The sequence below is a fragment of the Segatella asaccharophila genome (assembly GCF_054687055.1).
In genome coordinates this window covers 19,806-44,750 of sequence record NZ_BAACAN010000023.1, presented here as the reverse complement: position 1 = coordinate 44,750, position 24,945 = coordinate 19,806, and the positions used below count along the sequence as shown (strand labels likewise).

14 protein-coding genes and 1 pseudogene are annotated in these 24,945 nt (G+C 43.0%); 10 read left to right on the top strand and 5 right to left on the bottom strand.

The annotated features are described in order from the left end of the window. Nucleotides 1–121: 121 nt before the first annotated feature. From ACYRYG_RS11165 to ACYRYG_RS11140, 6 genes and pseudogenes are all read left to right on the top strand, one after another. Nucleotides 122–1,876: pseudogene (locus ACYRYG_RS11165) on the top strand (SusC/RagA family TonB-linked outer membrane protein); the annotation flags it as partial. 10 nt (nucleotides 1,877–1,886) lie between these two features. Continuing rightward, nucleotides 1,887–3,503 (top strand): RagB/SusD family nutrient uptake outer membrane protein, encoded by a 1,617-nt coding sequence (locus tag ACYRYG_RS11160; RefSeq protein ID WP_460198179.1) that lies wholly within the window; start codon nucleotides 1,887–1,889, stop codon nucleotides 3,501–3,503. 14 nt (nucleotides 3,504–3,517) lie between these two features. Continuing rightward, nucleotides 3,518–4,630: a SusE domain-containing protein gene (locus ACYRYG_RS11155; RefSeq protein WP_460198177.1), complete on the top strand. Its 1,113-nt coding sequence runs from the start codon at nucleotides 3,518–3,520 to the stop codon at nucleotides 4,628–4,630. Nucleotides 4,631–4,900: 270 nt separating this feature from the next. Beyond that, on the top strand, nucleotides 4,901–7,171 hold the full coding sequence (locus ACYRYG_RS11150) for an alpha-amylase family glycosyl hydrolase (protein WP_460198176.1): 2,271 nt from the start codon (nucleotides 4,901–4,903) through the stop codon (nucleotides 7,169–7,171). A 200-nt stretch (nucleotides 7,172–7,371) separates the two neighbouring features. Further along, nucleotides 7,372–8,355, top strand: a complete 984-nt coding sequence (locus ACYRYG_RS11145; RefSeq protein WP_460198175.1) for an aminodeoxychorismate synthase component I — start codon at nucleotides 7,372–7,374, stop codon at nucleotides 8,353–8,355. Then, nucleotides 8,339–8,971 (top strand): aminotransferase class IV, encoded by a 633-nt coding sequence (locus ACYRYG_RS11140; RefSeq protein WP_293426990.1) that lies wholly within the window; start codon nucleotides 8,339–8,341, stop codon nucleotides 8,969–8,971. Before ACYRYG_RS11145 ends, ACYRYG_RS11140 begins: the two co-directional genes overlap by 17 nt. A 68-nt stretch (nucleotides 8,972–9,039) precedes the next feature. Here ACYRYG_RS11140 and ACYRYG_RS11135 read toward each other — a convergent pair whose 3' ends face one another. Together ACYRYG_RS11135 and ACYRYG_RS11130 are read right to left on the bottom strand one after the other, a co-directional pair. Next, a complete protein-coding gene (locus ACYRYG_RS11135; RefSeq protein WP_293419540.1) occupies nucleotides 9,040–11,127 on the bottom strand; it encodes a RagB/SusD family nutrient uptake outer membrane protein in 2,088 nt (695 codons plus the stop codon). Nucleotides 11,128–11,148: 21 nt separating this feature from the next. After that, nucleotides 11,149–14,277 (bottom strand): SusC/RagA family TonB-linked outer membrane protein, encoded by a 3,129-nt coding sequence (locus ACYRYG_RS11130; RefSeq protein ID WP_460198174.1) that lies wholly within the window; start codon nucleotides 14,275–14,277, stop codon nucleotides 11,149–11,151. Between the two features lie 423 nt (nucleotides 14,278–14,700). On the opposite strand from ACYRYG_RS11130, the gene ACYRYG_RS11125 reads away from it, so the two are divergent. The 4 genes from ACYRYG_RS11125 (at nucleotide 14,701) to ACYRYG_RS11110 (ending at nucleotide 20,565) form a co-directional block, all read left to right on the top strand. Beyond that, nucleotides 14,701–15,390: a response regulator transcription factor gene (locus ACYRYG_RS11125; protein ID WP_293419535.1), complete on the top strand. Its 690-nt coding sequence runs from the start codon at nucleotides 14,701–14,703 to the stop codon at nucleotides 15,388–15,390. Further along, entirely contained in the window at nucleotides 15,387–16,769 is a 1,383-nt protein-coding gene (locus ACYRYG_RS11120) for a HAMP domain-containing sensor histidine kinase (RefSeq protein WP_460198173.1), read from the top strand. The genes ACYRYG_RS11125 and ACYRYG_RS11120 overlap by 4 nt, the downstream gene beginning before the upstream one ends. A 105-nt stretch (nucleotides 16,770–16,874) precedes the next feature. Then, nucleotides 16,875–19,523: a magnesium-translocating P-type ATPase gene (gene mgtA, locus ACYRYG_RS11115; protein WP_460198180.1), complete on the top strand. Its 2,649-nt coding sequence runs from the start codon at nucleotides 16,875–16,877 to the stop codon at nucleotides 19,521–19,523. A 475-nt stretch (nucleotides 19,524–19,998) separates the two neighbouring features. Continuing rightward, a complete protein-coding gene (locus ACYRYG_RS11110) occupies nucleotides 19,999–20,565 on the top strand; it encodes an RNA polymerase sigma-70 factor (protein ID WP_293419529.1) in 567 nt (188 codons plus the stop codon). A gap of 114 nt (nucleotides 20,566–20,679) precedes the next feature. On the opposite strand, the gene ACYRYG_RS11105 is transcribed toward ACYRYG_RS11110, so the two are convergent. From ACYRYG_RS11105 to ACYRYG_RS11095, 3 genes are all read right to left on the bottom strand, one after another. Further along, the gene (locus ACYRYG_RS11105; protein ID WP_293419526.1) at nucleotides 20,680–21,858 is read right to left on the bottom strand and encodes a glycoside hydrolase family 27 protein; all 1,179 of its coding nucleotides are present in this window, start codon (nucleotides 21,856–21,858) and stop codon (nucleotides 20,680–20,682) included. Nucleotides 21,859–22,022: 164 nt separating this feature from the next. Continuing rightward, nucleotides 22,023–23,294: an endonuclease/exonuclease/phosphatase family protein gene (locus ACYRYG_RS11100; protein ID WP_460198171.1), complete on the bottom strand. Its 1,272-nt coding sequence runs from the start codon at nucleotides 23,292–23,294 to the stop codon at nucleotides 22,023–22,025. 81 nt (nucleotides 23,295–23,375) lie between these two features. After that, nucleotides 23,376–24,941, bottom strand: a complete 1,566-nt coding sequence (locus ACYRYG_RS11095) for a DUF1735 domain-containing protein (RefSeq protein WP_293426984.1) — start codon at nucleotides 24,939–24,941, stop codon at nucleotides 23,376–23,378. Nucleotides 24,942–24,945: the final 4 nt, after the last annotated feature.

Genomic DNA, 24,945 nt, shown 5'->3' with positions numbered 1-24,945 from the left:
CCTAAGCCAATAGCCGCAGACAGCATACCGCAGCCTGCTTATTCTTTTATTGTGTCAAAACAAATAAGTTAAACCTGAATAGCCGATTTATAGGCTGTTCGCAATAAAAACATTTTCGAATGAAAGGAATAACAAAGGGACAACTAAACGAAGTCTTGGAAATATTCAACTAGACTATAAGATTTACGGATTAGAAGACTTACACGCCAATCTTAACCTTGGGTATGATGTTTCCAAAGCAACAGGAAACAATTTTGTAACTCCAGGATCTTTCTCCAGCGCTAAAGATACTGATTTTAAAAATATCGGACAAGGCAACTCCTGGAACAATCTAAGAAGGAATGAAGTAATGGATTTTTATTTGAATTACATCAAAAATATAGCCCCTATTAAAAGTGACATCAATGTAATGGCGGGATATTCATGGCAACATTTCTATTACAAGGACTACTCCATAGCAAAGTCAAACACCGTTGAAGAAAACACTTTTGGCGACAAAGAAGGATGGAGTTATGACACAACCGACAAACAATATATCAAAGACGGACAACATGCCAGTCCTTATGAGAATTATCTTATATCTTTATACGGTCGTTTAAATTACAATTTAATGGACCGTTACCTATTAACAGCCACAGTACGCCGAGACGGTTCTTCTCGTTTTAGCAAGAACCACCGTTGGGGAACGTTCCCATCAGCAGCATTGGCATGGAATATCATCAATGAACCATTTATGAGTGGCACACACAACATACTATCTAACTTAAAACTACGCATAAGTTATGGCATAACGGGACAACAAGAATTCAGCAATTATTATCTTTATCTCACTACATATTCTCTGGGGACAAATCCTAACGGTCAATACCTTGGCACGTATCTTTTAAAACCAAACGGCTATAATCCAGATCTAAAATGGGAACAGACTGCAACATATAACATAGGTATTGATTATGGTTTTCTTAATAATCGCATCAATGGCAGTATCGATTATTATCAGAAACACACAAAAGATTTGCTCAACACTGTAAGCACAGCTGCAGGTACCAATTTTATCAATCAAATTATTGCCAATGTTGGATCTATGAAAAATGAAGGACTTGAGTTCAATATCAACGCATATCCTATACAAACTAAAGATTTTAGCTGGAATTTAGGTTATAATATTACATGGAATACCAGTAAAATCACTAAGTTGACTGCCTCTTATAATCCAAATTATCCAGGAATAGATGCAGGTAGTGCAAGTTATGGTAGCAATTCCACAGTACTTGAAAAGCACCAAGTAGGTTATACTCCTTATACTTTCTGGTTATATCAGCAAGTATATGACAAAAACGGCAAGCCCATCCAAAACGCATTCGTAGACCGTAACGGTGATGGACAAATTACAGAAGCTGACCGCTATATGACCAAAAAGAGTCCTATGCCTAAGGTTTATATGGGTTTCAGTTCCGAATTTAAATACAAAAGCTGGGATCTCGGATTTAATCTCCGTGCTAATATAGGCAACTACGTATATAACGCTTTTGCAGCCGATAACAGCACTACGGATAATTTCTCAAACCAAGGAATGATAAGTAATTATCCCAAAAGCATATACAAAACTGGATTTACCCAAATCAGCCGTACAGAACAACGTGCCAGTGATTTATTCCTCGAAAATGCATCTTTCCTGAAAATGGATAATATCACATTGGGATATTCTTTCTTGAAGTTATTCTCTACAAATATCTCAGGACGTATCAGCGCTTCAATACAGAATGTATTTACTATCACAAAATATAGTGGCTTGGATCCAGAAACTGCTTCTATTGACCAAAATACAGTTCCTCGTCCACGCACTTATACGATAGGAGTCAATCTTAATTTTTAATAGCATAAATATGAAAAAGATAAATACAATATTCACGTCTGCGATCATTGGTCTGGCAGTTTTTACTTCAAGTTGTGTAAATGACTTGAACGTACAGCCTCTGGATCCCACGCAGATTACGGCAAGTAAAGCATATACCGATTCATTAAGTTATGCCGAAGGATTAAACAAGATATATTCAGTTTGGGCTTTATCTGGTCAAGACGGAGCTGGTGCATCGGATATAAGTGGACTTGATCCAGGAAATACTGTGTTATTGAGAAGCTGGTGGACATTACAAGAACAAACCACAGATGAATGCAAGAATGCATGGCCTGATTCCTGGTGCGCAGAAATCAATGGACAGACCTGGGGGACCGAAAAAGTGGAACCAATAGAAGGCGTTTATCAACGCTGCATGTTCATAGTGGCATTAACCAATGAATTCCTTCGCAATATTAGCAATGCTCCAAGTAATGTAAACATCTCGCAATATAAAGCTGAAGCCAGATTTAATCGGGCATTAGCTTACTATGTATTAATGGATATGTTTGGCAGACCACCCTTTATTACTGAGACGAACTATTCATCAACGCCCAGTCAGCTCTCCCGAGCTGATCTGTTTAAATGGATCGAAGGCGAATTGACGTCTATACGTCCAGATCTGCCTAAACCTCGCACTACCTATGGTCGTGCTGATCAGGCTGCTGATGATGCCCTGTTGGCACGAATGTATCTCAACGCAAAAGTATATACCGGAACCGAACGCTACACGGATTGCATCAGCGCTTGTAACAGAATTATCAACGACGGTGCCTACTCATTAGCAACAAACTATGCAGATCTTTTCAAAGCTGATAATGGAGAAAATGCTGATACACGAAAAGAGATCATCTACCCAATCATGTTCGATGGAAACAAGACACAGTCCTATGGCATGGCAGCTATCATTCTCGGATCTCGAAGTGCCAGTGACTATAGTGTGGTTCCTTCAGGGATCAACAGTGGGTGGGATGGTTTTCGAAGCACTCAGAACTTAATCAACTTGTTTGATTTCAAAAGTGGTGTAGACAAAGCCAATAACACTATCTTAGATAAAAGAGGAATTTTCTATAGTAAAGGACGAAACATTAATATTACAACCAGTGTAAAGGGAACATTTACCACTGAAGGATGGTCCGTTTACAAATGGACAAATATAACGAGTAAAGGGGCTAATGGAAGTAATTTGGGATTTCCTGACACCGATTTCCCCTTATTCAGACTCGGTGATGTCTATCTGATGTATGCCGAAGCAGTAGCTCGTGGCGGCCAGGGAGGTGATATCAACACTGCAGTAAAATATGTCAATATGCTTAGAGAGCGTGGCTATGGTGATAAGGATCATGACATAGATGCTGCATGGCTCACAGCCAACAATTTCAGGAACATACTGAACGAGCGCGGACGTGAGTTATATTGGGAAGGCGTTCGCCGTACAGATTTAATCCGCTTCGGTCTCTTTACATCATCTTCTTATGTATGGCCTGATAAAGGTGGTGTCATCACAGGTGTTGGTATCGATAATAAATATGATCTGTTCCCAATACCCCAAACAGATTTAAGTGTCAACGGAAATCTCTCCCAGAATGAAGGTTATACAAATTAAATTCGTACATTATCATGAAATTATTCCATTATATATTCGCATTAGGCAGCGCCGCACTACTATTCTCGGCATGCGAAAGCAACTTAGATAAAGTTGTATATAACAGCAATACCGCAAAGCCAGCTGTGTTGCAGACATTAAAGCAAAGCTCTTATGTCTTGAATCAAGACAACACACAAGACAGTGCCTTCACCGTTACGTGGGACAAACCGGACGTAGGTTACCAGGCAGAAGTGACAAGTGTTCTACAGATGGATCTTGATGGCAAGGATTTCGCCAACGCAATTGCATTATCATCCACAAAAACAGACAGCTCATACACTCTTACGGTGGGCGAACTCAATAACAAAATATTGAGTATGCTTGACAATTACAACATGGATCTATCACCTGTAAAGTTAGCATTCAGGGTCATCTCTACTATTTCAAATGCATCAGATACCCTTGTATCCAATGTTGTTAATACAACTGTCACGCCCTACTCAGCAGAAAAAGATTATCCCAAGATATACATTATTGGCGATTATTGTGGATGGAATTGGGACAACACCCAACATCTATTCAGTTTTAATAGCGATGCAACTTATCAAGGAATAATTGATTTTGGGACAAAAGCTGCAAATGGATTCAAGATTTCAGGCCAAGCAGCATGGGTTGACGCTGTCAACTGGGGAATCGATTCAAAGGCGACGGCTCCGACATCTGAAGCATCAAGCATCCAACTTATTGCGAGTGGCGGATCAGGAAATATCCAGGCTTATAGTAAAAGATTCTATCGTTTCACTTACAACACTTCTAGTTTAGTCTTGACAAAAGACCTTAGTTTTACGACACTAAGCATAGTTGGAGACGCTGGAAGCGAAGTCAGCGGTTGGGGTGCAAAAGAAGTAGACATGAATTTTGACCCGAAGACGCAACAATTCTATGCAGACGTAGATTTAAGCGATGGTGAAATTAAATTCCGGCTTGATCATGCCTGGGATACAGCATTCGGCTCCAAGACAGATGGTCTACTTGATAGTGACGACAACATAAAAGTAACCGCTGGCAAATACCGTATTTACGTAAACATCAACAATCCCAATAATATGACTTACAAATTAAGTTCAAAGGATTATGGGAAATAAAACTAAATAATTAATAAGAAACAGAGGAACGTATTCGAGATATAGAATTTCTATGCCGTAGCGTTCCTCTTTTCCTTTTTAACAAAATAGGAAACATTATTTAAAGCGAAATATACACACTTAAATTCAGTTGACTTCTTATAACTGGAATATTCTTACAAAACAGGTTCAAACTTGTCAATCTAACAGAAATTTCTATCAGGACATTCCACGTACTATTCTATGATATACGCATCCCACCATCATTTCCTAAAAATTGAAACCATCAGCATGAAAAAGAATTCTATTCTGACGATACTCACCGTCATTATTTTGCTTTTCAACCTGTCCTGCACAGAAAGCAGAACCGGAAATGACACTCCCAATCCAGGAAGCACGGGCAGTGTCCAAGACGGATTTAGTTTCAGCTCCGACAACATAAGTGCTGACGCTCCCCTAACCATTACATTCAAGGCTCCAGACGGAACAGCGCTTTACGGTTACAGCAGCGATCTCTACCTCTACTCCGGAGCCGGAACAGATTGGACCGGAGCTCCGAAATGGAACGATAATGAGAGTAAATATAAAATGACCGCCATAGCCGGTAAACCGGATGAGTGGAGCATCACGATTCCTAATTCACTGAGGTCTTTTTACGGTATATCATCCTCTACCCCCTTTCAGATCTTGAACCTTATTGTCCGGAATTTTGACGGGACCAAACAGACTTACGAATATTCCATACCCGTCAATGATCCGAAAAATGACTTCACCATCAACCAGTCTGATACGGAAACCTGCCCCATAAGCGGGAACCAGCCAGAAGGTGTTCACGTAAACTCTCCTACTTCTGTGACATTAGTGCTTTATGACCAGGACAAAAGTGGACTGCACAAGGACAATGCATTTGTACTGGGAGATTTCAACAACTGGAAACTGGACAACCATTACCAGATGAAATACGACAGCAATGCTCACTGCTGGTGGCTTACACTAGACAACCTGACTCCGGGAACACAGGCCTTTGAATATTTCCTTTACAGTAAAAGGGACGGAGGAGACTTCCTCTGTGATCCCTACAGCGAATCAGTACTTGAAAAGGGAGTAGACAACAACTTTCCTAAGGAGGCTCAAAGCCATTACGTATCCGTAATCAGTACTACTCCGCAGAAATATTATTGGCAAGTTTCAGACTTTAAGATGAATAATCCAAAGAATCCAGTCATTTATGAAATGCTGTTGCGCGACTTTACCAGTCAGGGAACACTTGCCGGTGCCATGCAGAAACTGGATTATCTGAAAGACCTGGGTATAGACGCTATAGAACTGATGCCGGTTGAGGAATTCACCGGAAACGACAGTTGGGGATACAACACAGGAGCTTATTTCGCTCTTGATAATTCATACGGAACCATCAACGACTATAAATCCTTCATAGATGCCTGCCACAAAAAAGGTATAGGTGTAATCCTGGATGTCGTATACAATCATACTACCGACGACAATGCTTTCGCCCGTCAGTATTGGGATCCGTATTTCAATCGTCCATCCACGCTGAATCCGTGGCTGAATGCCGTAACCCCTCATCAAAAATATATATTCTCACCTGATGATTTTAATCATCAATCCACACAGACCCAGAAGTTTGTGATCCGGAATCTCGATTTTCTCCTCAGCACCTATCATGTTGACGGATTCCGCTTCGATTTCACTAAAGGATTCACTCAAAGGCAGACTACCGGTGACGATGATCTGGCAGCAACCGATCCTGACCGTGAGGCCGTATTGAAAAAATACTATGATGCTGTCAAGAACGATAATCCAAATGCCTTCATCGTTATGGAACATTTTTGTAGTGAAGAGGAGAATGACCTTTCAAAATATGGCATCTGTTTCTGGCGAAACTTAAACAATGCTTTTGCACAGTCGGCCATGGGATGGAGTGACAACAGTGATTTCACCTCTCTTTATGATAAAAGCGACTGTTTTGACGGATACATGGAAAGTCATGATGAAGAACGTTGCGCTTACAAACAAACTCAGTGGGGAAATGGAATACTTAAAACTGACCTCACTGCTCGCATGAAACAGTTGGAAACCAATGCCGCATTCTTCTTCACTGTTCCCGGGCCAAAGATGATCTGGCAATTTGAGGAACTTGGATACGATATTTCCATCAATGACAATGGAAGAACAGGTCGAAAGCCAGCAGGATGGGACGATTTGAATGTTACCCAGCGAAAAGAATTACATGACACCTATGCCAAACTGATTGCGCTAAGACACAATAATCCGGATTTATTCCAGACCCCTAACTCCTTCAGCTCAAATACTACGGCATCCAACTGGAATGACGGTCGTTTCCTCACCCTTTCCTCTCCAACTAAAAAAGCGGTAGTTGCAGGAAACTTCACTAATTCTGACGCTACATACACCATTTCCTTCCCCGCTGACGGAACCTGGTACGATTACATGAAAGGCACGACCTATAGCATCTCCGGTGAAAAGACAAAGATCATGATCCCAGCTAACAGTTATATCATTTTCACTACATTCCAATAATGCCTGAGATAGATAGGCATAAACTTCGATCACTGAAAAAGGAACATTTCTACTTCATATAATTCATGATTATCTTGCATAGTCCAGAAAAAATAACCACCTTTGCCTATCCGAAAAAGATTCAGAACCCCACTATCCGCAAACAGCGCTGAGGAAAGCAGGAAAACAACAAGATCGCGCGAAGTACAGAAAGCGTAAACATGCTTGATAAAATTACTGCTCTCCGGCAAATGAACAAATGGGGGCAATCTCATCAGCCCTTTATATTTATCATCAGCTATGACCAGAGTGAATGTATTGTCCTTAAACCGGAAGATATTGATCCGCAAAGGCTTCTTTTTCATTTCAACCGATTCACCAACGAATCTCTACGAGCGCCAGCTCTGCCCCCCAAACAAATAAGTTGGTCAATAGATCCACCGGCTTTTGAACAATACCAGAAAGCCTTTCAGTTTGTCACGCAAAATGAAATGAAGGGCAATTCTTATCTGACCAACCTAACCAGTTGTACCCGGCTGAAGACCAATATGACCCTTCAAAACATCTATACAATGGCCAAAGCCAGATACAAACTTTGGATAAGGAATCAGTTTACCGTCTTCTCTCCAGAAACCTTTATCCAGATCAAAGGACACAAGATCTACTCTTTTCCGATGAAAGGCACCATTGATGCCACTTTAGAGAATGCTGCACAGAACCTCCTGAACGACCCGAAAGAAAAAGCAGAGCATGCGACGATCACAGACCTGATCCGGAATGATCTGAGCAGAATAGCCAGCCATGTGATGGTAGAGAGATACCGTTATGTAGAAGAGATACAGACTAACGGGAAGACACTTCTTGAAACAAGTTCTCAAATCTCGGGTATCCTTCCTGACCATTTCTATCCACGGCTTGGTGATCTGTTTTTTTCTCTTCTTCCGGCAGGCTCAATAACAGGAGCGCCAAAGGGCAAGACCATCAGCATTATAAATGAAGCTGAACACTATAACCGGAAATTCTATACCGGTGTAGCTGGTTATTTTGACGGAGACAACCTTGATAGCGGTGTTCTAATCCGATTCATAGAAGAAGAACCGGACGGCAGCCTCATCTTTAAAAGCGGAGGAGGCATTACCGCCAAGAGCAATTGTAAAAAAGAGTACCAGGAACTAAAAGAGAAAGTTTATGTGCCAATTTATTGAAACATTGAGAATAGAAGAAGAAAGGATCATGAATCTTGAAGCTCACGAGAAAAGGATGAATGATACCATAAAGGATTTCTTTCCGCAAGCATCAAGAGTTGACCTGAGGAAACATATTATGCTCCAGGAACATACAACACGGACGAAATGTCATATTGAATACAATAATGCCATCCTCTCTGTCAGCTATCATCCCTACCGCCCCCGTCAGGTCCACAGTTTATGGCTAACAGAATGTAATACGATCAATTATTCTTATAAATACAAGAACCGCAACCTCCTTCAATTACTTTACGATCAACGTTGTCACTGCGATGATATTCTGATCGTAAAGAACGGATTCGTTACCGACACCAGCATTGCCAATATTGCTGTCTATGATGGTTTCCAGTGGTACACGCCCGCGCATCCCCTCTTAAAAGGCACCCAGCGAGCCTTGCTTCTCCGCCAGGGGATATTAAAGGAAAAGGATATTACCCCACAGGAATTATTTCACTTTCAAAAGTTATGTACGATCAACTCGATGCTTGATTTCGAAGAGATGGAATTCAGAATATCAAATCAGACCATCAGATCATCATTCGCCTCAAGGCTCCCTGAAACAGGAAACTCCTGAAAATGAAAAGAGAACCAGAACATCCATTCTGATTCTCTCCTGATTATCAACATATCATATCTTCAGCCTTAGTACCCAGGATTCTGTAACGCCTCCTTTTGTTTAGCCGTCAAGGTAGACCCATCTGAATTCGTAATTCCATCAAGGAAAGACTGAGGTATAGGGCGATAATAGTTCTTAGCCGGATCAAAAGTACCCTGTCCTAATGTAGAGGCACAGTTGAAGGCTTCCCAGCGAGCGCCAAGGGTCTTTGTGCGAGCCAGGTCTTCCCATCGCTGACTTTCTCCAATCAACTCACGCGTACGCTCATCAAGGATAAAGCACATTACCTTCTGAGCAGTAGTCGTACAGTCTAGAGCCTGATATACCGGTATATCCGGAGCACTGTTGAGGATGTCATCCACAGAGTTCAAGTGCATTGCACTTTTCGTAGAAGCGACCGTACGAGGAATATCATTAGACTCATAATAGGTACTTGAATCACAATAAATAGCACTTTCCGTACCCGGCCTGCCGGCAGTTCCTCCAGAACAATACGGATTGTTCCTGTAAGCCTGTCCACCGTCGACATGCTTTTCCCTGTTCTCTCCAGCCGCATAGCCGGCACGGTCTCTGACCATATTCAAGTAAGTGATGGCATCGCTATAATCTCCTTTACGGGCATAAGCCTCAGCAACCATCAAGACGTCATCAGCAGAACGGGCTATGATTGCATCACGAGTACCGAATTGAGAATTATAGGAATTGCGATACCCATCACGAAACTTACTCAAAGCAACAGAACGGTTAATGGCCGGCATCAGATCATAGTAATTACCCGTAGTCTGACTTTTATCAATATTCCAACTAAACTTCTCCCCCTTATAATAGCGGATGAAAGTATGCTGAGGGAGTAATTTTCCATCCTCCAGAACCCCCAAGTCAGACTTCTTTCCATTCTCATCCGTAAAACGAGAATCTCCTGGGTTGTTGACAATATACTTGATACCAATATCACCCGCTGCGAAACGCTTGTCACCGGCTTTCACACCAGCAGGAGTTACTCCGTCAGCCACATCCTCTGCACTGTACTCAGGTGCACCCGAGGAGAGGTTACAATTGTAAGTAGTGACAAAGCTCTTCCAGAAGCGGGAATCATCCACACGATCAAAAACCTGCATGGCATATTCGGTAGCACTGACATAGGAAAATTCACGGTCACCGGAAATATCCCGAATACAACCGGAAAGATTCTGATAGACAGAAGGATAATACAAGTGCATCTGATTACCATAACGTCCCCACGTAGAAGCATCATCCGAGAACTGCGCTGCCAGGACCACTTCGCTGACCTTTTCATTGTCCCCGTTTGCTTTCTGATAGTCCCAAAGATCCGCAAAATCTTTACATAGAGGGTGAGCAGCTATCACTTCTTTCCCATACTGGATCACTGCATCCAGATCAGCATCCTTGTATTTGCTGTTCCAGGAATCGTAGAGCTCACTGGCGCGGAACAGATGAGCCTTCGCCAGGAAGTGTGCCGCAGCACTCTTCGTGATGCGTCCGGTCTGAGAAGCCGTTTCAGGCAACAGACTATATGCAGTTTCAAAATCCTTGATAATCTGATTATAGCATTCCTCTTCACTGTTACGGGTAAAAGTAGTCTCTACACTAGTGGACGGTGTCAGTTTCAAAGGTACCCCGCCAAACTGTTTCACCAGTTCAAAATAACCGTAAGCGCGTAAGAAATAAGCCTCGCCCAAACGGGTATTATAAGTGTCACTGGCCTTACTATAGTATTGTGGTATGTTCTGAATCAGGATGTTGCAAGGTTCTATCAGCCCATACATATTATCCCACATGGGTTGATTAGCACCAGTCTCAGTAGAATTCAAACTCGTACTATAGGCATTCCAGCCCGTAATATTGTTAGCACCACTGGTAAATTCATCAGTACCCATATTATAGCATTCAATACCCCAGATATAGTTAAACTTGAACTTCAGTTTTGTATAAGCACCAGTTACCAGTTCATCGAGTCCTGCCTGAGTCTTATAATGGTCTGTGGTCTGATTGGTGATCATTTTCTCATCCAGGAAACTATCGCTGCAGGATGTCATTGCCCCGAACATCGTTCCAAAAAGCAAAGCCATTGTTACTATCTTATTTGATTTCATAATCATTCTGTTTTTAACAATTTAGATTCCGATATTAAGACCTACGACCCACCCTCTGATGGTAGTAGTAGAACCATACGAAGTAGTATTATTGTCATAGTTCAGCATATCCGTATCCAGCCATTTGCACTTTCTGTAAATCATGAAAGGATTCTGAGCCTGGACGTAAATCTTAAGAGAACCGATACCTAAAGGTTTCAACTGACTCGGAGAGAAATTATATCCCAATGAAATATTACGCATTTTGATGTAAGAGCCATCCTGATAGTTCATAGAGGAAGAAAAGGCATCTGCAGCTCCAATGCCATTGGATCCCGGAGCATAATATCTTGCATTTTCATTCTTTCCAGCAATAAAATAGTCCACTTTACGCATCATATACATCCCCCCCAAAGTCTCCGCACCTTGAGGAACAGTAAATTTCCAACGACTGTAAATAAAGAATGACAGCTCCAGGTTCTTATAATCGAAAGTGTTGCTCCAGCCAGCATTCCACCGTGGGCGAATCTTTCCGACGATCGTACGGTCATTGCCATCTATCTTACCATCATCATTCAAGTCCTTCACGTGGATCTGTCCCGGCTTACGACCATATTTAGCTGCCTCAGCAGCTTCAGAAGTTTTCCAGATGCCATCATATACATAATCATAGTATACTCCTATTTCCTTACCCACGAACCAACGGTCATTGATGTCCTCTTTCATCCCATTAGACAATGCCTCGATCTTGTTACGGTCAAGGGCCCATGTAAGAGTAGTATTCCACGAGAAATCACGTATCTTTACCGGGACAGCATTCAACTGTAAGTCAATCCCCCATCCTGAAGTCCTGCCCACATTCGCATAAGTTGAAGTATAACCGGTCAGCGAAGGAATAGACATTCCCAGTAGCAGATCTTTCGTACTATTCGTATAAACATCAATGCTCCCATTCAAGCGGCCATTGAGGAAGCCATAGTCCAAACCGAAGTTCCACTCGTAGGTACGTTCCCATCCCAGATCAGGATTAGCCATTTTGTTCGGACTACCGGAAGAAGGATCAGAAGGGACAGAGCCCATCGAAGAATCTGTAGTCCCCCAGTTATAATAAAGGGTTTGAAGTGCTCCTTTTGTTCCATATTCAGGAATGGCGTAATTGCCGGACACTCCCCAGCCGACACGGAGTTTCAAATTACTGATCCATTTTAATTTCTGCATGAAATCTTCCTGATTGATACGCCAGCCTAAAGAGAAAGAGGGGAAACTGGACCATTTATGTCCCTTAGAAAGGCGGGAGCTGCCATCCCAGCGAACACTGGCTGTAGCCAGATATTTATCCTGATAGCTATAATTACCACGAATCATATAAGAAGCGAGTTGGTCTTCAACCAGTCCCGTACTATAATCCAGTGGATCTGCAAGAGAATGCATATTATACCAGAGTTCCTCAGAAGAAGCCACATTAGCTTTCAGATTAGCCATCTCATAGTGAGACTTAGAAGCACTCTGCAATAAAGTAAAACCGAGATGGTGGTCTTTAGCGATCGTCTTATTATAATAAATCAAATTATCCAGTGTCCAGGCGACATGCTGATAAGGATTATACTGGGCAACATTGTTGCCTGATCCGTTGATGCCGTCTGCAGCATAGGCAACACCCAATCGGAAATATTGAAGTTCCGGTCCAAACTGAATGCGATAGGACAACCCGTCCAGAGGATCCCATATCTTGCCGAAATCAATTTGAGCGTATGCGCTTCCGTTAATACGGAAATCCCTGCGCTTATTGGTTGTATACTGCAATTCATTAAGAGGATTCTCCAGGGTGGCATTATAAGCGAATGGCGTATATACATAATTGCCGTTCAAGTCATAAGGCACTGTCCAGGGAATCATCGTACGCAACGCACTGTAATAGCTTCCTGCACCCGTTACACTCTTTGTAAAGCTATAACCATAATTCTGGTCACCGTAAGAAGCGTTCATCGTCATCCCCATAGTGAAGTACTTGATCGGAGTTACCTCCACAGAGGTATTAAAGGTAAAACGAGAATAGGATTGCCCTACCTCTACACCCTTCTGATTTAAATAGCCAAAAGAAGCATAAGCCTTCAACTTGTCCGTACCTCCAGAGACATCCAGTGTATGTTCCGAGGTTACACCAGTCTGCTTGGCGTGAGAAATCCAGTCATAGGAGCCTACAAGTTCAGGATGCCAGACCCCGTTGACCCATGCCCGGCTGATGTTCGACCATCCGGCTGAACTGCCAAAGAATTTATAGTCGCTATCATAGTCCGGTGTGAAAGCGGTACCAGACTGGCCATAGCTCCCGGCATTATAATATGCCTGCCGGGCATAGTCAATCCACTCACTGGCATTCATCCACTTAGCCACATCATGAAGCGTGGAGAAAGTAACCGTTCCCGCATAATTCACAGAAACTTTTCCGGCCTTGCCCTTTTTAGTAGTAACGATAACCACGCCATTAGCCCCACGGGCACCATAAACAGCTGTGGCAGAAGCATCTTTCAACACTTCGATGGATTCAATATCCTGCGGGTTGATATTTGAGATCCCGTTATTCTGGATGACCATCCCGTCAACGACATAGAGAGGGGATGAAACGGCACTGATGGAACGTTGCCCGCGAATGCTGATGCTTCCCACTGTACCCGGTCTTTGAGAATTAGTAATATCTACGCCGGCGGTCTTACCTTGCATACCTTCAAAAGCATTGCTGACTGGCATAGTATTCAGGTCTTTGCTGTCGAGATGTACCAGGGAGCCCGTAACATCACTCTTACGCTGGACACCATAGCCGATGACTACCACTTCATTCAGTTTCAGATTATCCTCTTTTAAAGTGATTTTCAACTGCGTCCTGCCATCAACGGGGACTTTCTGCGTCAGAAAGCCAACATAAGAAACGGTTAATTGGCTTTTATCCGGTACATTATTCAAGGTAAAATTACCGTTCAGATCTGTCACAGACCCTGAAGATGTACCCGAAATGACGACACTGGCTCCAATAACTGGCTCACCAGTATCATCCACAACTGTTCCTGTAATCTTATTCTGTCCATGTACAAAGGATGTACATAGCAGGAAAGACAGCAGAAAGAATAATCTAGCGACATGATCGCTTAGAAACCTTTCATTCATCTTATACATACGTGAATTTTTAATTTGTTTAAGTGTAGATCTAACAACAAAGTTTAGTAAGAGCAAAGATATTCAAAAACCAGTTAAGACAGACTTTGTTTTTTGACTTATAACCTTTGAAATATGATATTTATGATTAATAATTTATACCTCCCCCCCTAAAACGCATACTCTCTAAGAATCAGACCATTCATCAGCCCCTTCCAAGAGATCAAAACCGGCAATTCATCAACTGAAATCTGCAACTGAAAAAAGGAAGTCATTTTTTGATGAAAGATAAAAGAAGTCTGCAAAAAAGTACTATCTTTGTGCCCATGATTAATCAAGGAAGATGCCAGGAATTCTGATCAGCCTCTAATCATAAGGCATGGCATAAGAGAATGAAAAAACGTATTTTTACACCGGATTTGCTTTTCTGAAAAATAAATATCTATGGAATCTATACTGGTCATAGAAGACGAGCAGCGTGTAGCCTGGCTCTTGAAACAGGGACTGGAAGAAAGCGGCTATCAGGCAACGGTTGCCTATGACGGACTGACGGGACTGCGTCTCTTCAGGGAGAACAAATTCAATCTGGTCATTTCCGACATTATCCTTCCAGGTATGAGTGGATTTGACCTTTGCCGTCAGATCCGCGCCCTGGTCCCACAAATCCCCATCCTTATCCTTACAGCCTTAGGGTCCACGGACGATAAACTCGAAGGGTTTGACGTGGGTGCTGATGACTACATGGTCAAGCCTTTTGATTTCAGGGAACTCAACGCTCGCATCAAGGTCTTGCTGAAACACCGGAATACGGATGAAAGGATGAAACAGCCTGAAGAACTCCACTATGCTGACCTTACCATCCATCTGAGCACAAAAAAGGTAACACGAAGCGGGACAGAGATCCAACTTTCTCCCAAAGAATATTATCTGCTATTATATATGGTGAAAAATGCAGACCGGGTACTGAGTCGCTCGGAGATTGCAGATAAAGTGTGGCACACTCATTTTGATACAGGTACGAACTTCATTGACGTCTATATCAATTACCTGAGGAAAAAGATTGACCGGGATTTCAGCACAAAACTCATACATACCCGTACAGGATTCGGTTTTATCTTTACAGACAAGCCATGAAGATCAAATTAAAGCTCACTCTGGAATATACCGCCATCACGGCCCTCCTTTTTCTGGCAGCGATGGTCTCGGTCTATTATGTCAGTGCCCGGACACGCAGCCAGACTTTTTACCGAAGTCTCGAACAGGAGGCTATCACCAAAGCCCATCTGTTTCTGAATGGCAAGATCAACCCAGCGATCATGCACTCCATTTACATAAGCAACAAGAATTTTATCAATGAAGTTGAGGTGGTCGTATACCAACCCCCTTTTCACATGTTATACCATGATGAGTTGCAGAGTGACATTATCAAAGAGACTCCCACGATGATGCAGATGATCCTTCGAGAGAAAAGGATTCATTTCAGGGTGGGCAAATATCAGGCTGTAGGCATCACTTATCATTTCCACGGCAAGCAGTATATCGTTACCGCAGCAGCCTATGACCAGTATGGTATGGCCAATATGCTTGCCCTAAGGAACCTGCTGATCTGGTTTTCCATCATCGGGATCTCACTCCTGGCCCTGGCAGGCTATATTCTGGCACTCCTCGCATTTGCACCTGTCAAAGCATTATCTGAAGAAGCAGAAAAGATCACTGCCAAGGACATCAGTAAGAGACTCCCGGTAAAAGACAGTCATGATGAAGTAGGAGAACTCAGCATTGCGTTCAACCGGTTGCTTGACCGACTGGAAAAAGCATTCCAGTCCCAGAAGATGTTCGTCAGCAATGTCTCCCATGAGCTCCGTACACCGATGGCAGCATTAATTGCAGAACTGGAGCTGGCAGTATTCAAGAAAATGTCCTCAGCAGAATATGAAGAAGCAATCCACCGGTCCCTGCAAGATGCCCATCATGTGGTCAAGTTGATTACCGGATTACTGAACCTTGCCAAAGCAGATTATTTGCCCGAGCAAATCAAGATGAAGGACATCCGGCTGGATGAACTTCTCCTTGATGCCAGGGAAACGGTGCTCAAGGCGAATCCAGATTATAATGTGGAACTCATCTTCGAGAATGAAGCTGAAGATGATTCAGTCCTGACAGTTTCAGGCAACAGCTATCTGCTGACCACAGCTTTCATCAACTTAATAGAAAACAATTGCAAGTTCTCCCCTGACCATACCTCTTCCGTCCATATCTCTTACTGGGAAAAGGAATCTATCCTGCGGTTCACAGACAATGGTATCGGTATCTCGGAAAAGGACCAGAAAGAGATTTTCAGGCCTTTCTACCGGGGAGAGAACCAAGACTATACTTCCGGGCATGGCATCGGTATGGCCCTGTGCTTTAAAATCATACAACTGCACAAGGGGACCATAGAAATCAATTCCCTGAAGGGGGAAGGAACAACCCATATTGTCACCCTGCCCCATATTCCCAGCCCGTCCCTCTAATAAGATTCTAATAGAAGTTTAATTCTCTTCTAACTTTGTCTACTGAAGGATAGTTTTACTTTTGCAGCGGTAAAAAGAACTATCAACGATTAAACAGGAGGGAAAATTATGTGGAGAAAGAAAATCACATCCCGGTATGTATTTGATACCGGTAAGGTATTCGAGGCTGCCAGACAACCACTTGACAACATCTATTCTTATTTCAAGACTACCCCAGAGGGTCTGGATTCTGATGAAATCAAAGACCGGAACCGACAATATGGTCCAAACGACATCGTCCATGAACACCGGAAGAACCCCATCCTGCTGTTCCTCTCTTCTTTCGTCAATCCCTTTACAGGCATACTGGCTGCATTGACTGTGATATCCTTTATCCTCGATGTCCTGCTGGCCCCTCCAGGGAAGAAGAACTGGACTTCAGTCATTATCATATCCGGAATCATCATCATCAGTGCCATTCTGAGGTTCTGGCAGGAGACCAAAGCCAGACTTGCCACCAATGGACTGATGAAAATGGTAACCAACACCTGCAGTGTACTTCGTTCCGGAGAAAAGGAAGAAGAAATTGACATCTGCGAACTTGTCCCCGGTGACCTTGTACGGGTAGCTGCGGGAGACATGATTCCGGCTGACATGCGCATCATCGAATCAAAGGATCTTTTCGTGGGTCAGTCCTCGCTGACAGGAGAATCAGAACCTGTCGAGAAGATCTCTGTCCCTGAGGAAAGCGATTCCAAGTCAGGTAATGTGCTGGAATTGAAAAATATCTGTTTTATGGGTTCTAATGTCATCAGCGGGACTGCCAGGGGGATTGTCTTCGAGACCGGGAGCCACAGTTATATGGGAACGATCGCCAAGACGATCACGGGCACACGGGTTACCACCGCCTTTGATAAAGGTATCAGCAAAGTAAGTTTCCTGCTCATCCGATTCATGCTGTTTATGATCCCGTTTGTATTTCTCGTCAATGGTTTCACGAAAGGAGACTGGCTTCAGGCTTTTCTGTTTGCTGTATCCGTAGCCGTAGGTCTGACCCCAGCCATGCTGCCAATGATCGTTACGGGCAACCTGACTAAAGGTGCAATCGCCATGTCAAAGAAAAAGACAATTGTCAAAGACCTGAATGCCATACAGAATTTTGGTGCCATGCACATCTTATGTACTGATAAGACCGGCACCCTTACTTGTGATCATATTGTCCTGGAACGTTACCTGAAAGCTGACGGACAGGAAGATGAAGACAAGCAGGTCTTGCGGCATGCCTATTACAACAGTTATTTCCAGACCGGACTGAAAAACCTCATGGACCAGGCCATCCTGTCACACGTCAAGGAGCTGGGGATGGAAAACGTCAAGGATGAATACACCAAAGTAGATGAAATCCCTTTCGACTTCCAGCGGCGGCGGATGTCTGTCGTCATCGAGGACAGGAAGGGCAAGCGGCAGATCATCACAAAAGGTGCGGTAGAAGAAATGCTGTCCATCTGCTCATACGAAGAAATCAAAGGAAAGATTTTCCCTTTTGAACCAGAACGGAAAGAAAGAGCTGAAAAGATCAGCCGGACTCTCAATCAGGAAGGGATGCGCGTACTGGCCGTTGCCCAGAAGAGTTTTCTGACTAAAGACCATGACTTTGCGGTCGAAGATGAGAACAACATGGTTCTGATAGGCTTCCTGGCCTTTCTGGATCCTCTTAAACCTTCGGCTACAGCAGCCATTGAGCAACTTCACGAAAATGGCGTAGAAGTAAAGATCCTTTCTGGAGACAATGATGTCATCGTAAGAAACATAGGCCGCCAGGTCGGTATTGATACACGCCTCTCCATTACCGGTATGGAGATTGAGCGAATGAAGGATGAGGAACTAAAACCCATTGTCAAGAAATACAAATTGTTCTCAAAACTTACTCCCTTGCAGAAAACTCGTATTATCAGCCTCTTGCAAGGTCAGGGAAATACTGTCGGGTTCATGGGTGACGGCATCAACGATGCATCAGCCTTAAGACAGGCAGACATTGGCATATCCGTGGATTCAGCCGTCGACATCGCCAAGGAAAGTGCAGACATCATTCTGCTCAAGAAAGACCTGCTGGTATTGGAATCCGGCGTACTCGAAGGAAGGAAGACCTTTGGGAACATCATCAAATACATCAAGATGACTGCCAGTTCCAACTTCGGTAATATGTTCAGTGTGATGGCTGCCAGTGCCTTCCTGCCATTCCTGCCGATGCTGCCGGTCCAGGTTCTCATCCAGAATTTTCTGTATGACCTTTCGCAAACGGCCATTCCATTCGACCGGATGGATCCGGAATATCTGCGCAAACCCCGGATCTGGGATGCCTCGGATCTGAGTAAGTTCATGATCTGCATAGGCCCTATCAGTTCTATTTTTGACATCACGACATTCCTGATCCTATGGTTTCTGTTCGGATACCAGAGTCAAGCTCAACAAAGCTTTTTCCAAAGTGGATGGTTCATTGAAGGTCTGCTTTCCCAGACTTTGATCGTACACATGATCCGCACGCCGAAGATCCCCTTCCTGCAAAGCCGTGCCACCTGGCCTGTCACCCTGCTGACAATGATCATCATGGCCGTGGGGATCGGAATCCCCTATACCCCCGTCGGACATTCCCTGGGCTTCGGACCGATGCCACTCAACTACTACCCCTGGCTTTTCGGAGTCCTGCTGGCTTATTGTCTGACCATTCAATTCGTCAAGAAACTCTATATGCGCCATTTCCATAAATGGCTATAAAAACAACAAACAGGCAACTTCATCTTTCTTCGTCCCTGCAGCTCTGCTACCCGATAAGATGAATATCCTGATAAGAAAGGTTGATATTTAAATCCTCTCTCATCCGGCGAGAACACAAAGAAGTTTTACGAGAACTCTCTTTGTGTTCTTGTCTATATAAACACCATATCGTTTGATCCTCTGAAAGCCCAGAACTCCCTCTGTTATTGCAAAATAAATTCATTTACATCACAAACCTGATACATTGATAAAATAAGATACGTATTTATCAGTTTTAACCATCAAGAACTTCTTCTTTTCATGAAAATTGATTATTTTTGTAGGATGAAAATTGTCTCTTTCATACGTATCATTGATTATCAACTACTGATATTGTTGACTCCCTTGTTATCCGATAAACACTCATATCCGACTCTGAAGAACAACAGGAGTTACCAGAAACAACCTAATGTCTTCTTTACAAGATTTCCCCTATATGATAATAGATCAGATTCTCATAACTAAAATCCAGGAAGGTGATCAGAAATCTTTTGATCAAGTGTTCCTGCATTATTACCCTAAGGTTCAATTATTTATTAATGGAATTATTCATCAGAAGGAAGACTCGGAAAATATCTCTCAAGACCTATTTGTACAACTATGGAGGAGTCGGACATCTCTGGCTCATATTCAGAATTTTGATTCCTATCTTTTCACGATGGCTAAACATGCCGCCTTCCATTATTTGAGAAAAGAAGTATACCATAGTACAGAGTCCATCGAACATATCCCGCCTCAGGAAGATTATTCCTCTGAAGATGAGATTCTGGCAAAAAGTTTACTGGAATATATAAGAGGTGCGATCGACCAGATGCCTGAAAAACGGAAAAAAATATTCTTGATGAGTCGCATAGACGGGCTTTCAAATGAAGAAATTGCCCGCGAACTGCATATCAGCAAACGCACAGTAGAAAATCATATTTATTGTACACTCTGTTACCTGAAAAAACTGATCCTGCTCTTTCTTATCATCTATTCCATATATCTGAACAAGGTTCACTGATAAGGTCCACAGGACATACGAAACCTTAAGATCACACAATTTCTTCTATTCCCTATCAAAAACAAAAAATGGAAGAGATCCTATCAGAAAGTCTCTCTTCCATTTTCCTGTTATTTATTTCTTAGGTGTAAGCCTGTACATCACCACATCATGCCCAGGAATGATCACCTTCTTTGTTCTTTTCGAAGTTCCCTCATTTTTCTTGGTCCACAGATTCCGGATAGAATAAACCATCTGGTCAAAATTAGTAGCACGCTTGCTCAAGTCATCCGTAAAATTGAATTTCTGCCAGTTGAGGACATACTTGGCAGGTGCCGTACCCCTGTTCAGGATACAGAAAGCCCAGTCACCGCCTTCCAAAGGCTTAAACCAGAATTCCAGATCATTATCCGTAGCATACCTCAATCCTTCAACACCCAGTTTATCCTGGTCTACGGCAATCACATCTTTGTTCATAAGAATTCCTGCCGTCTCCTTGCTCATGTGACGAATATCATTACCCAGGATAAGAGGAGCAGCGAGCATGCACCACATAGAGAAATGAGCCCGGTCCTCATTGACCGGCATACCATTGCCCACTTCGAGCATATCAGGATCATTCCAATGACCCGGTCCTGCATATTTCCTCAGCCCTTGCTGCTGGTCAAGGATACTTAGCACACTCTTGAAATTATTCTGGATATCACCCGTAGTTCTCCACGATTGAGCAAATTTGCCTGCCCACAGCCAGGGTTTGTTTGTCCCCCATTCACACAGGCTGAAATACATCGGCCTGCCTGTCTGCTGGATGGCATCTGCCATTACCCTGTAAGCACCCTTGGCATTTATATTTTCCGTATTGCACCAGTCTTCCTTGATATAGTCAACACCCCATCTGGCATATTGCAGCGCATCCTGGTATTCGTGTCCCAGACTACCGGGATAATTGGCACAGGTCTTACTTCCGGCACAAGTATAAATGCCGAATTTCAAGCCCTTTGAATGAGCATAATCAGACAACGCCTTGATACCTGAACTGAACCGTTTGGCATCCGGCTGGATAAAACCATTCTCATCACGAGGTCCATGCCAGGCATCATCCAGATTGACATACTGATAGCCGGCATCTTTCAAGCCAGTAGAGACCATGGCGTCAATGATCTCATGGATCAATTGCTGGTTGATCTGGCAGTTGAACTTGTTCCAACTGTTCCATCCCATTGCAGGGGTTGCACCTAACTTTTCCGTGGTCTGTCCCATAGCAGATAAGGTCAGGCAACATAAAAAGCTCACTAAAACAAAAATTTTCTTCATTCTTCTAGTATTAATCAAATTGTTATTACAAGTTAAGATAGATGATATATAAGTTCTTTTATTAATCAAGGCGATTAAGTTTCCCATCTGCAAAAATACTATTTTTTACATTCAGTGCAATAGAAAATATGCTATTTTTTATAAAAATTATGGAATCAATTCCTTTACGGTAGTTTTATGTCTGTAATTACCGGTAAATGATCCGATCCGAACTTTCCGGTCTGCAACTCTTCATCCACGACATGATAAGGCCCCACGCCAATATCCTTCGTTACAAAGATATGGTCAATCGTAGCCGTCGGGACTTTCGTAAGATCAAAACCATGATAAGTGCCGTCGCAACCAGAATGTGAGGTCGCCAAGTTTTTCGAATCAACGAGGAATCCGCTCTTCAGAAGTACCTGCAATGCTTCTGAACTATCGTCAGAATTAAAATCTCCCGTACATACCACCGGATAGCCCTCAGAAGCACGCTTGATGACGTATGTCAACAGGAGTTTAGCTGATTCCAGCCGGGACTGAGGAAAATCTACATGGAAATGTGAATTAAAAACATAGAATATTTTCCCCGTAGACTTTTCCTCGAACTTCCCCCAGATGCACATCCGGGGATAAGTTGCTTCCCAACTGTACGATCCCGCCTTATCGGGAGTCGTCGAATACCAGAACTCGCCGCTGTCAAGTACGTCCAAGCGCTTTTTGTTATAAAACAGGGCCTCATTCTCATTCGTGGCGCTGAAGGACCCCCATAAGTCCGTACCCAAACGTGCATAGTCAGGCAAAGCGGTAAGGAGATCGTTCACCTGTCTGGTCAGAGCCTCCTGTGTACCGACAACATCCAGATGACACGCCTTGAAAAGCCGTTCCACCTGTATCCGGCGGGCTGCCCATTTCTGTGCATCCACACTGGGGACCGTTTTCTCAAACAGAAGATTGTAACTGGCAATACGGACGCTGTCACCTGACAGCGGAGCCAGGGAACAAGTGTTTTTATAATGAACCTCCAGAGACTTTGATGCCTGGATACTTGACTCCCCCTTAATCCCTTTTACAGTAACGTTCAGAAGGGCCATCGTGTCCTTCTTCAAATCCATTTGCGAAAGTCCAGCCCATATCTGACGGTTTGAAAGGCTCACGGACTCCTGTTCATCCTTCAGTGCTTTTATCTCCCCCGGCAGACTTTCTGAACTGGTATTCTTGATATTGGACAAAGCCAGGGAATAAGTATAGCCTGAAAGTCCATCCCAGACGATATTGGTTACCACAGAATCATCCGCATTAGCCTGATCCGTCTTCCCTATACAAACTTCAGAGGGAGTCAGGTGTACCTTCAAGTCTGTTGCTGAGTTGTCCGGAGATGAGTTAGCTGAATTGCACCCATACAAGACCGAAAATCCTAATAGGAATAACAAGCAAGAGAAATTGATTTTCTTCATCGTTTTTATATAAATCATTAAAATGAAAGATCCCGGATCAGGCACAATCATGATCACGCCTTACCGGGATGTACCACGTCTTTATTTTACTGGATTTCCATTGATACTCAACAGTTCCTGTACCTGGAATTCAGCCATATTCAACACATCCGTACGCCATGAATCCGTAAACTTGATTTTCACGAACCGTCCTTTTACTCCTCCATTTTGGATGGTCTGCCAGTCCGTCTTCTGCCAGTAAGTCGCATTCTGATGTGGGACATTATTTACCGAGCAGAGTTTATCCCAATTATTTGAGGCTACATTATTATAGTCATCCAATGTTCCACCCTGGTCCAAAGGCTTGAACTTAAAAGCATCATCATTGGAGACATAGACATCACAAGATTTGAAGTCACTGTAATTCGTGTTTTGCCGCTGAGTAACTCCCACACCTACCAGATGCTTGACCGTCTGCATATCCAGAACGATTACGGTCTGACTAGTTTTCCTTTTTGCATAAAAAGCATTATAGTCATTAAAATTATAGGCATAATCATCTCCCAGTTTATGCCCTGAGGCCTGGTAACTGGAAGCATAACCCGTACTATAATTAGAGTGCCAGTAAGTATAGACATTTCCATCAAGCAATGCGTATGGGCCGGAATTGTCCGAATTGCTCCCCGACATCTTATTATCATTATTACAGAAAAGGACTTTCCACGAGCTCCGGTCCGGGTTGACAATAGCGTATGTAGGATTTGACAACACGATATAATTTACTGTTGAATCTATCTCTACCTGATCTCCGAGAGACGTGCCGGAAAGTTTTAAGGGTAAGAGATAGGTATGGTCATTTTGCAGATATGCCCTGTCAACAGAAACCGTTGCCGTATCCAGGAATGTACCTTGCGCAATATTCAAGTTCTTGATTTGATAAGCATTCTCTGGCAACACCTCATAAGAAGTATTATGTGATGCATTATAACTTGAAACAAGTTGTGCATTTTCTGTCTGGTCCAAAGTACAGTTAATATCCCATTTATTCATATCACTGTTTGTCAGATTTATCGGGACATTGATATTCAATGATTTATAGATCATCATCTCATTCTGAACCTGGTTCTGAAAAGCGACAAGCGGACTTTTGACATCAAAGATAATAAAAGTCTGGTCCAAAGTAGAATTAATGCTATCCGACTTGCTCTTCAATTGTAATGGAAGGACAAACTTTGCGTCAGGATTTGCCTTGATCTGCTGATAGATCTTTACCGGATCAATAGTTACCGGATAATATTTCCCGGTTACGCCCTTATCAAATGCCAGTTCCTGCCCCTCATCGAAGGAATAAGCATCTGAAGGGATCACTTTATAGTCCACCCCTTCCACATTACTGTATATGGAATCCACTTCCTGTTGGGTCAACACCTTCACATTCACATCAGCCTTCAGGTTCGGATCACTGCCAGCCTTAACAATAACCAGACTGTCTTTATATCCGGACTGAGTGGTATAAAGTGATAGATTCTGCTTCCCCCCATTTTTAAAGTATACAACCTTATGATATTGATCAGGGACTAAGTTATCCAGATTATACTCAGAATTACTGCATGAAGCAACAAAGACCCCAATCAAAACAACCAATATGAAATACGATATTTTTTTCATGATT

Coding starts and splice junctions, on each gene's coding strand:
- ACYRYG_RS11160 (WP_460198179.1), top strand. CDS start 1,887: ATGAAAAAGATAAATACAATATTCACGTCTGCGATCATTGGTCTGGCA.
- ACYRYG_RS11155 (WP_460198177.1), top strand. CDS start 3,518: ATGAAATTATTCCATTATATATTCGCATTAGGCAGCGCCGCACTACTA.
- ACYRYG_RS11150 (WP_460198176.1), top strand. CDS start 4,901: ATGAAAAAGAATTCTATTCTGACGATACTCACCGTCATTATTTTGCTT.
- ACYRYG_RS11145 (WP_460198175.1), top strand. CDS start 7,372: ATGCTTGATAAAATTACTGCTCTCCGGCAAATGAACAAATGGGGGCAA.
- ACYRYG_RS11140 (WP_293426990.1), top strand. CDS start 8,339: ATGTGCCAATTTATTGAAACATTGAGAATAGAAGAAGAAAGGATCATG.
- ACYRYG_RS11135 (WP_293419540.1), bottom strand. CDS start 11,127: ATGAAATCAAATAAGATAGTAACAATGGCTTTGCTTTTTGGAACGATG.
- ACYRYG_RS11130 (WP_460198174.1), bottom strand. CDS start 14,277: ATGTATAAGATGAATGAAAGGTTTCTAAGCGATCATGTCGCTAGATTA.
- ACYRYG_RS11125 (WP_293419535.1), top strand. CDS start 14,701: ATGGAATCTATACTGGTCATAGAAGACGAGCAGCGTGTAGCCTGGCTC.
- ACYRYG_RS11120 (WP_460198173.1), top strand. CDS start 15,387: ATGAAGATCAAATTAAAGCTCACTCTGGAATATACCGCCATCACGGCC.
- ACYRYG_RS11110 (WP_293419529.1), top strand. CDS start 19,999: ATGATAATAGATCAGATTCTCATAACTAAAATCCAGGAAGGTGATCAG.
- ACYRYG_RS11105 (WP_293419526.1), bottom strand. CDS start 21,858: ATGAAGAAAATTTTTGTTTTAGTGAGCTTTTTATGTTGCCTGACCTTA.
- ACYRYG_RS11100 (WP_460198171.1), bottom strand. CDS start 23,294: ATGAAGAAAATCAATTTCTCTTGCTTGTTATTCCTATTAGGATTTTCG.
- ACYRYG_RS11095 (WP_293426984.1), bottom strand. CDS start 24,941: ATGAAAAAAATATCGTATTTCATATTGGTTGTTTTGATTGGGGTCTTT.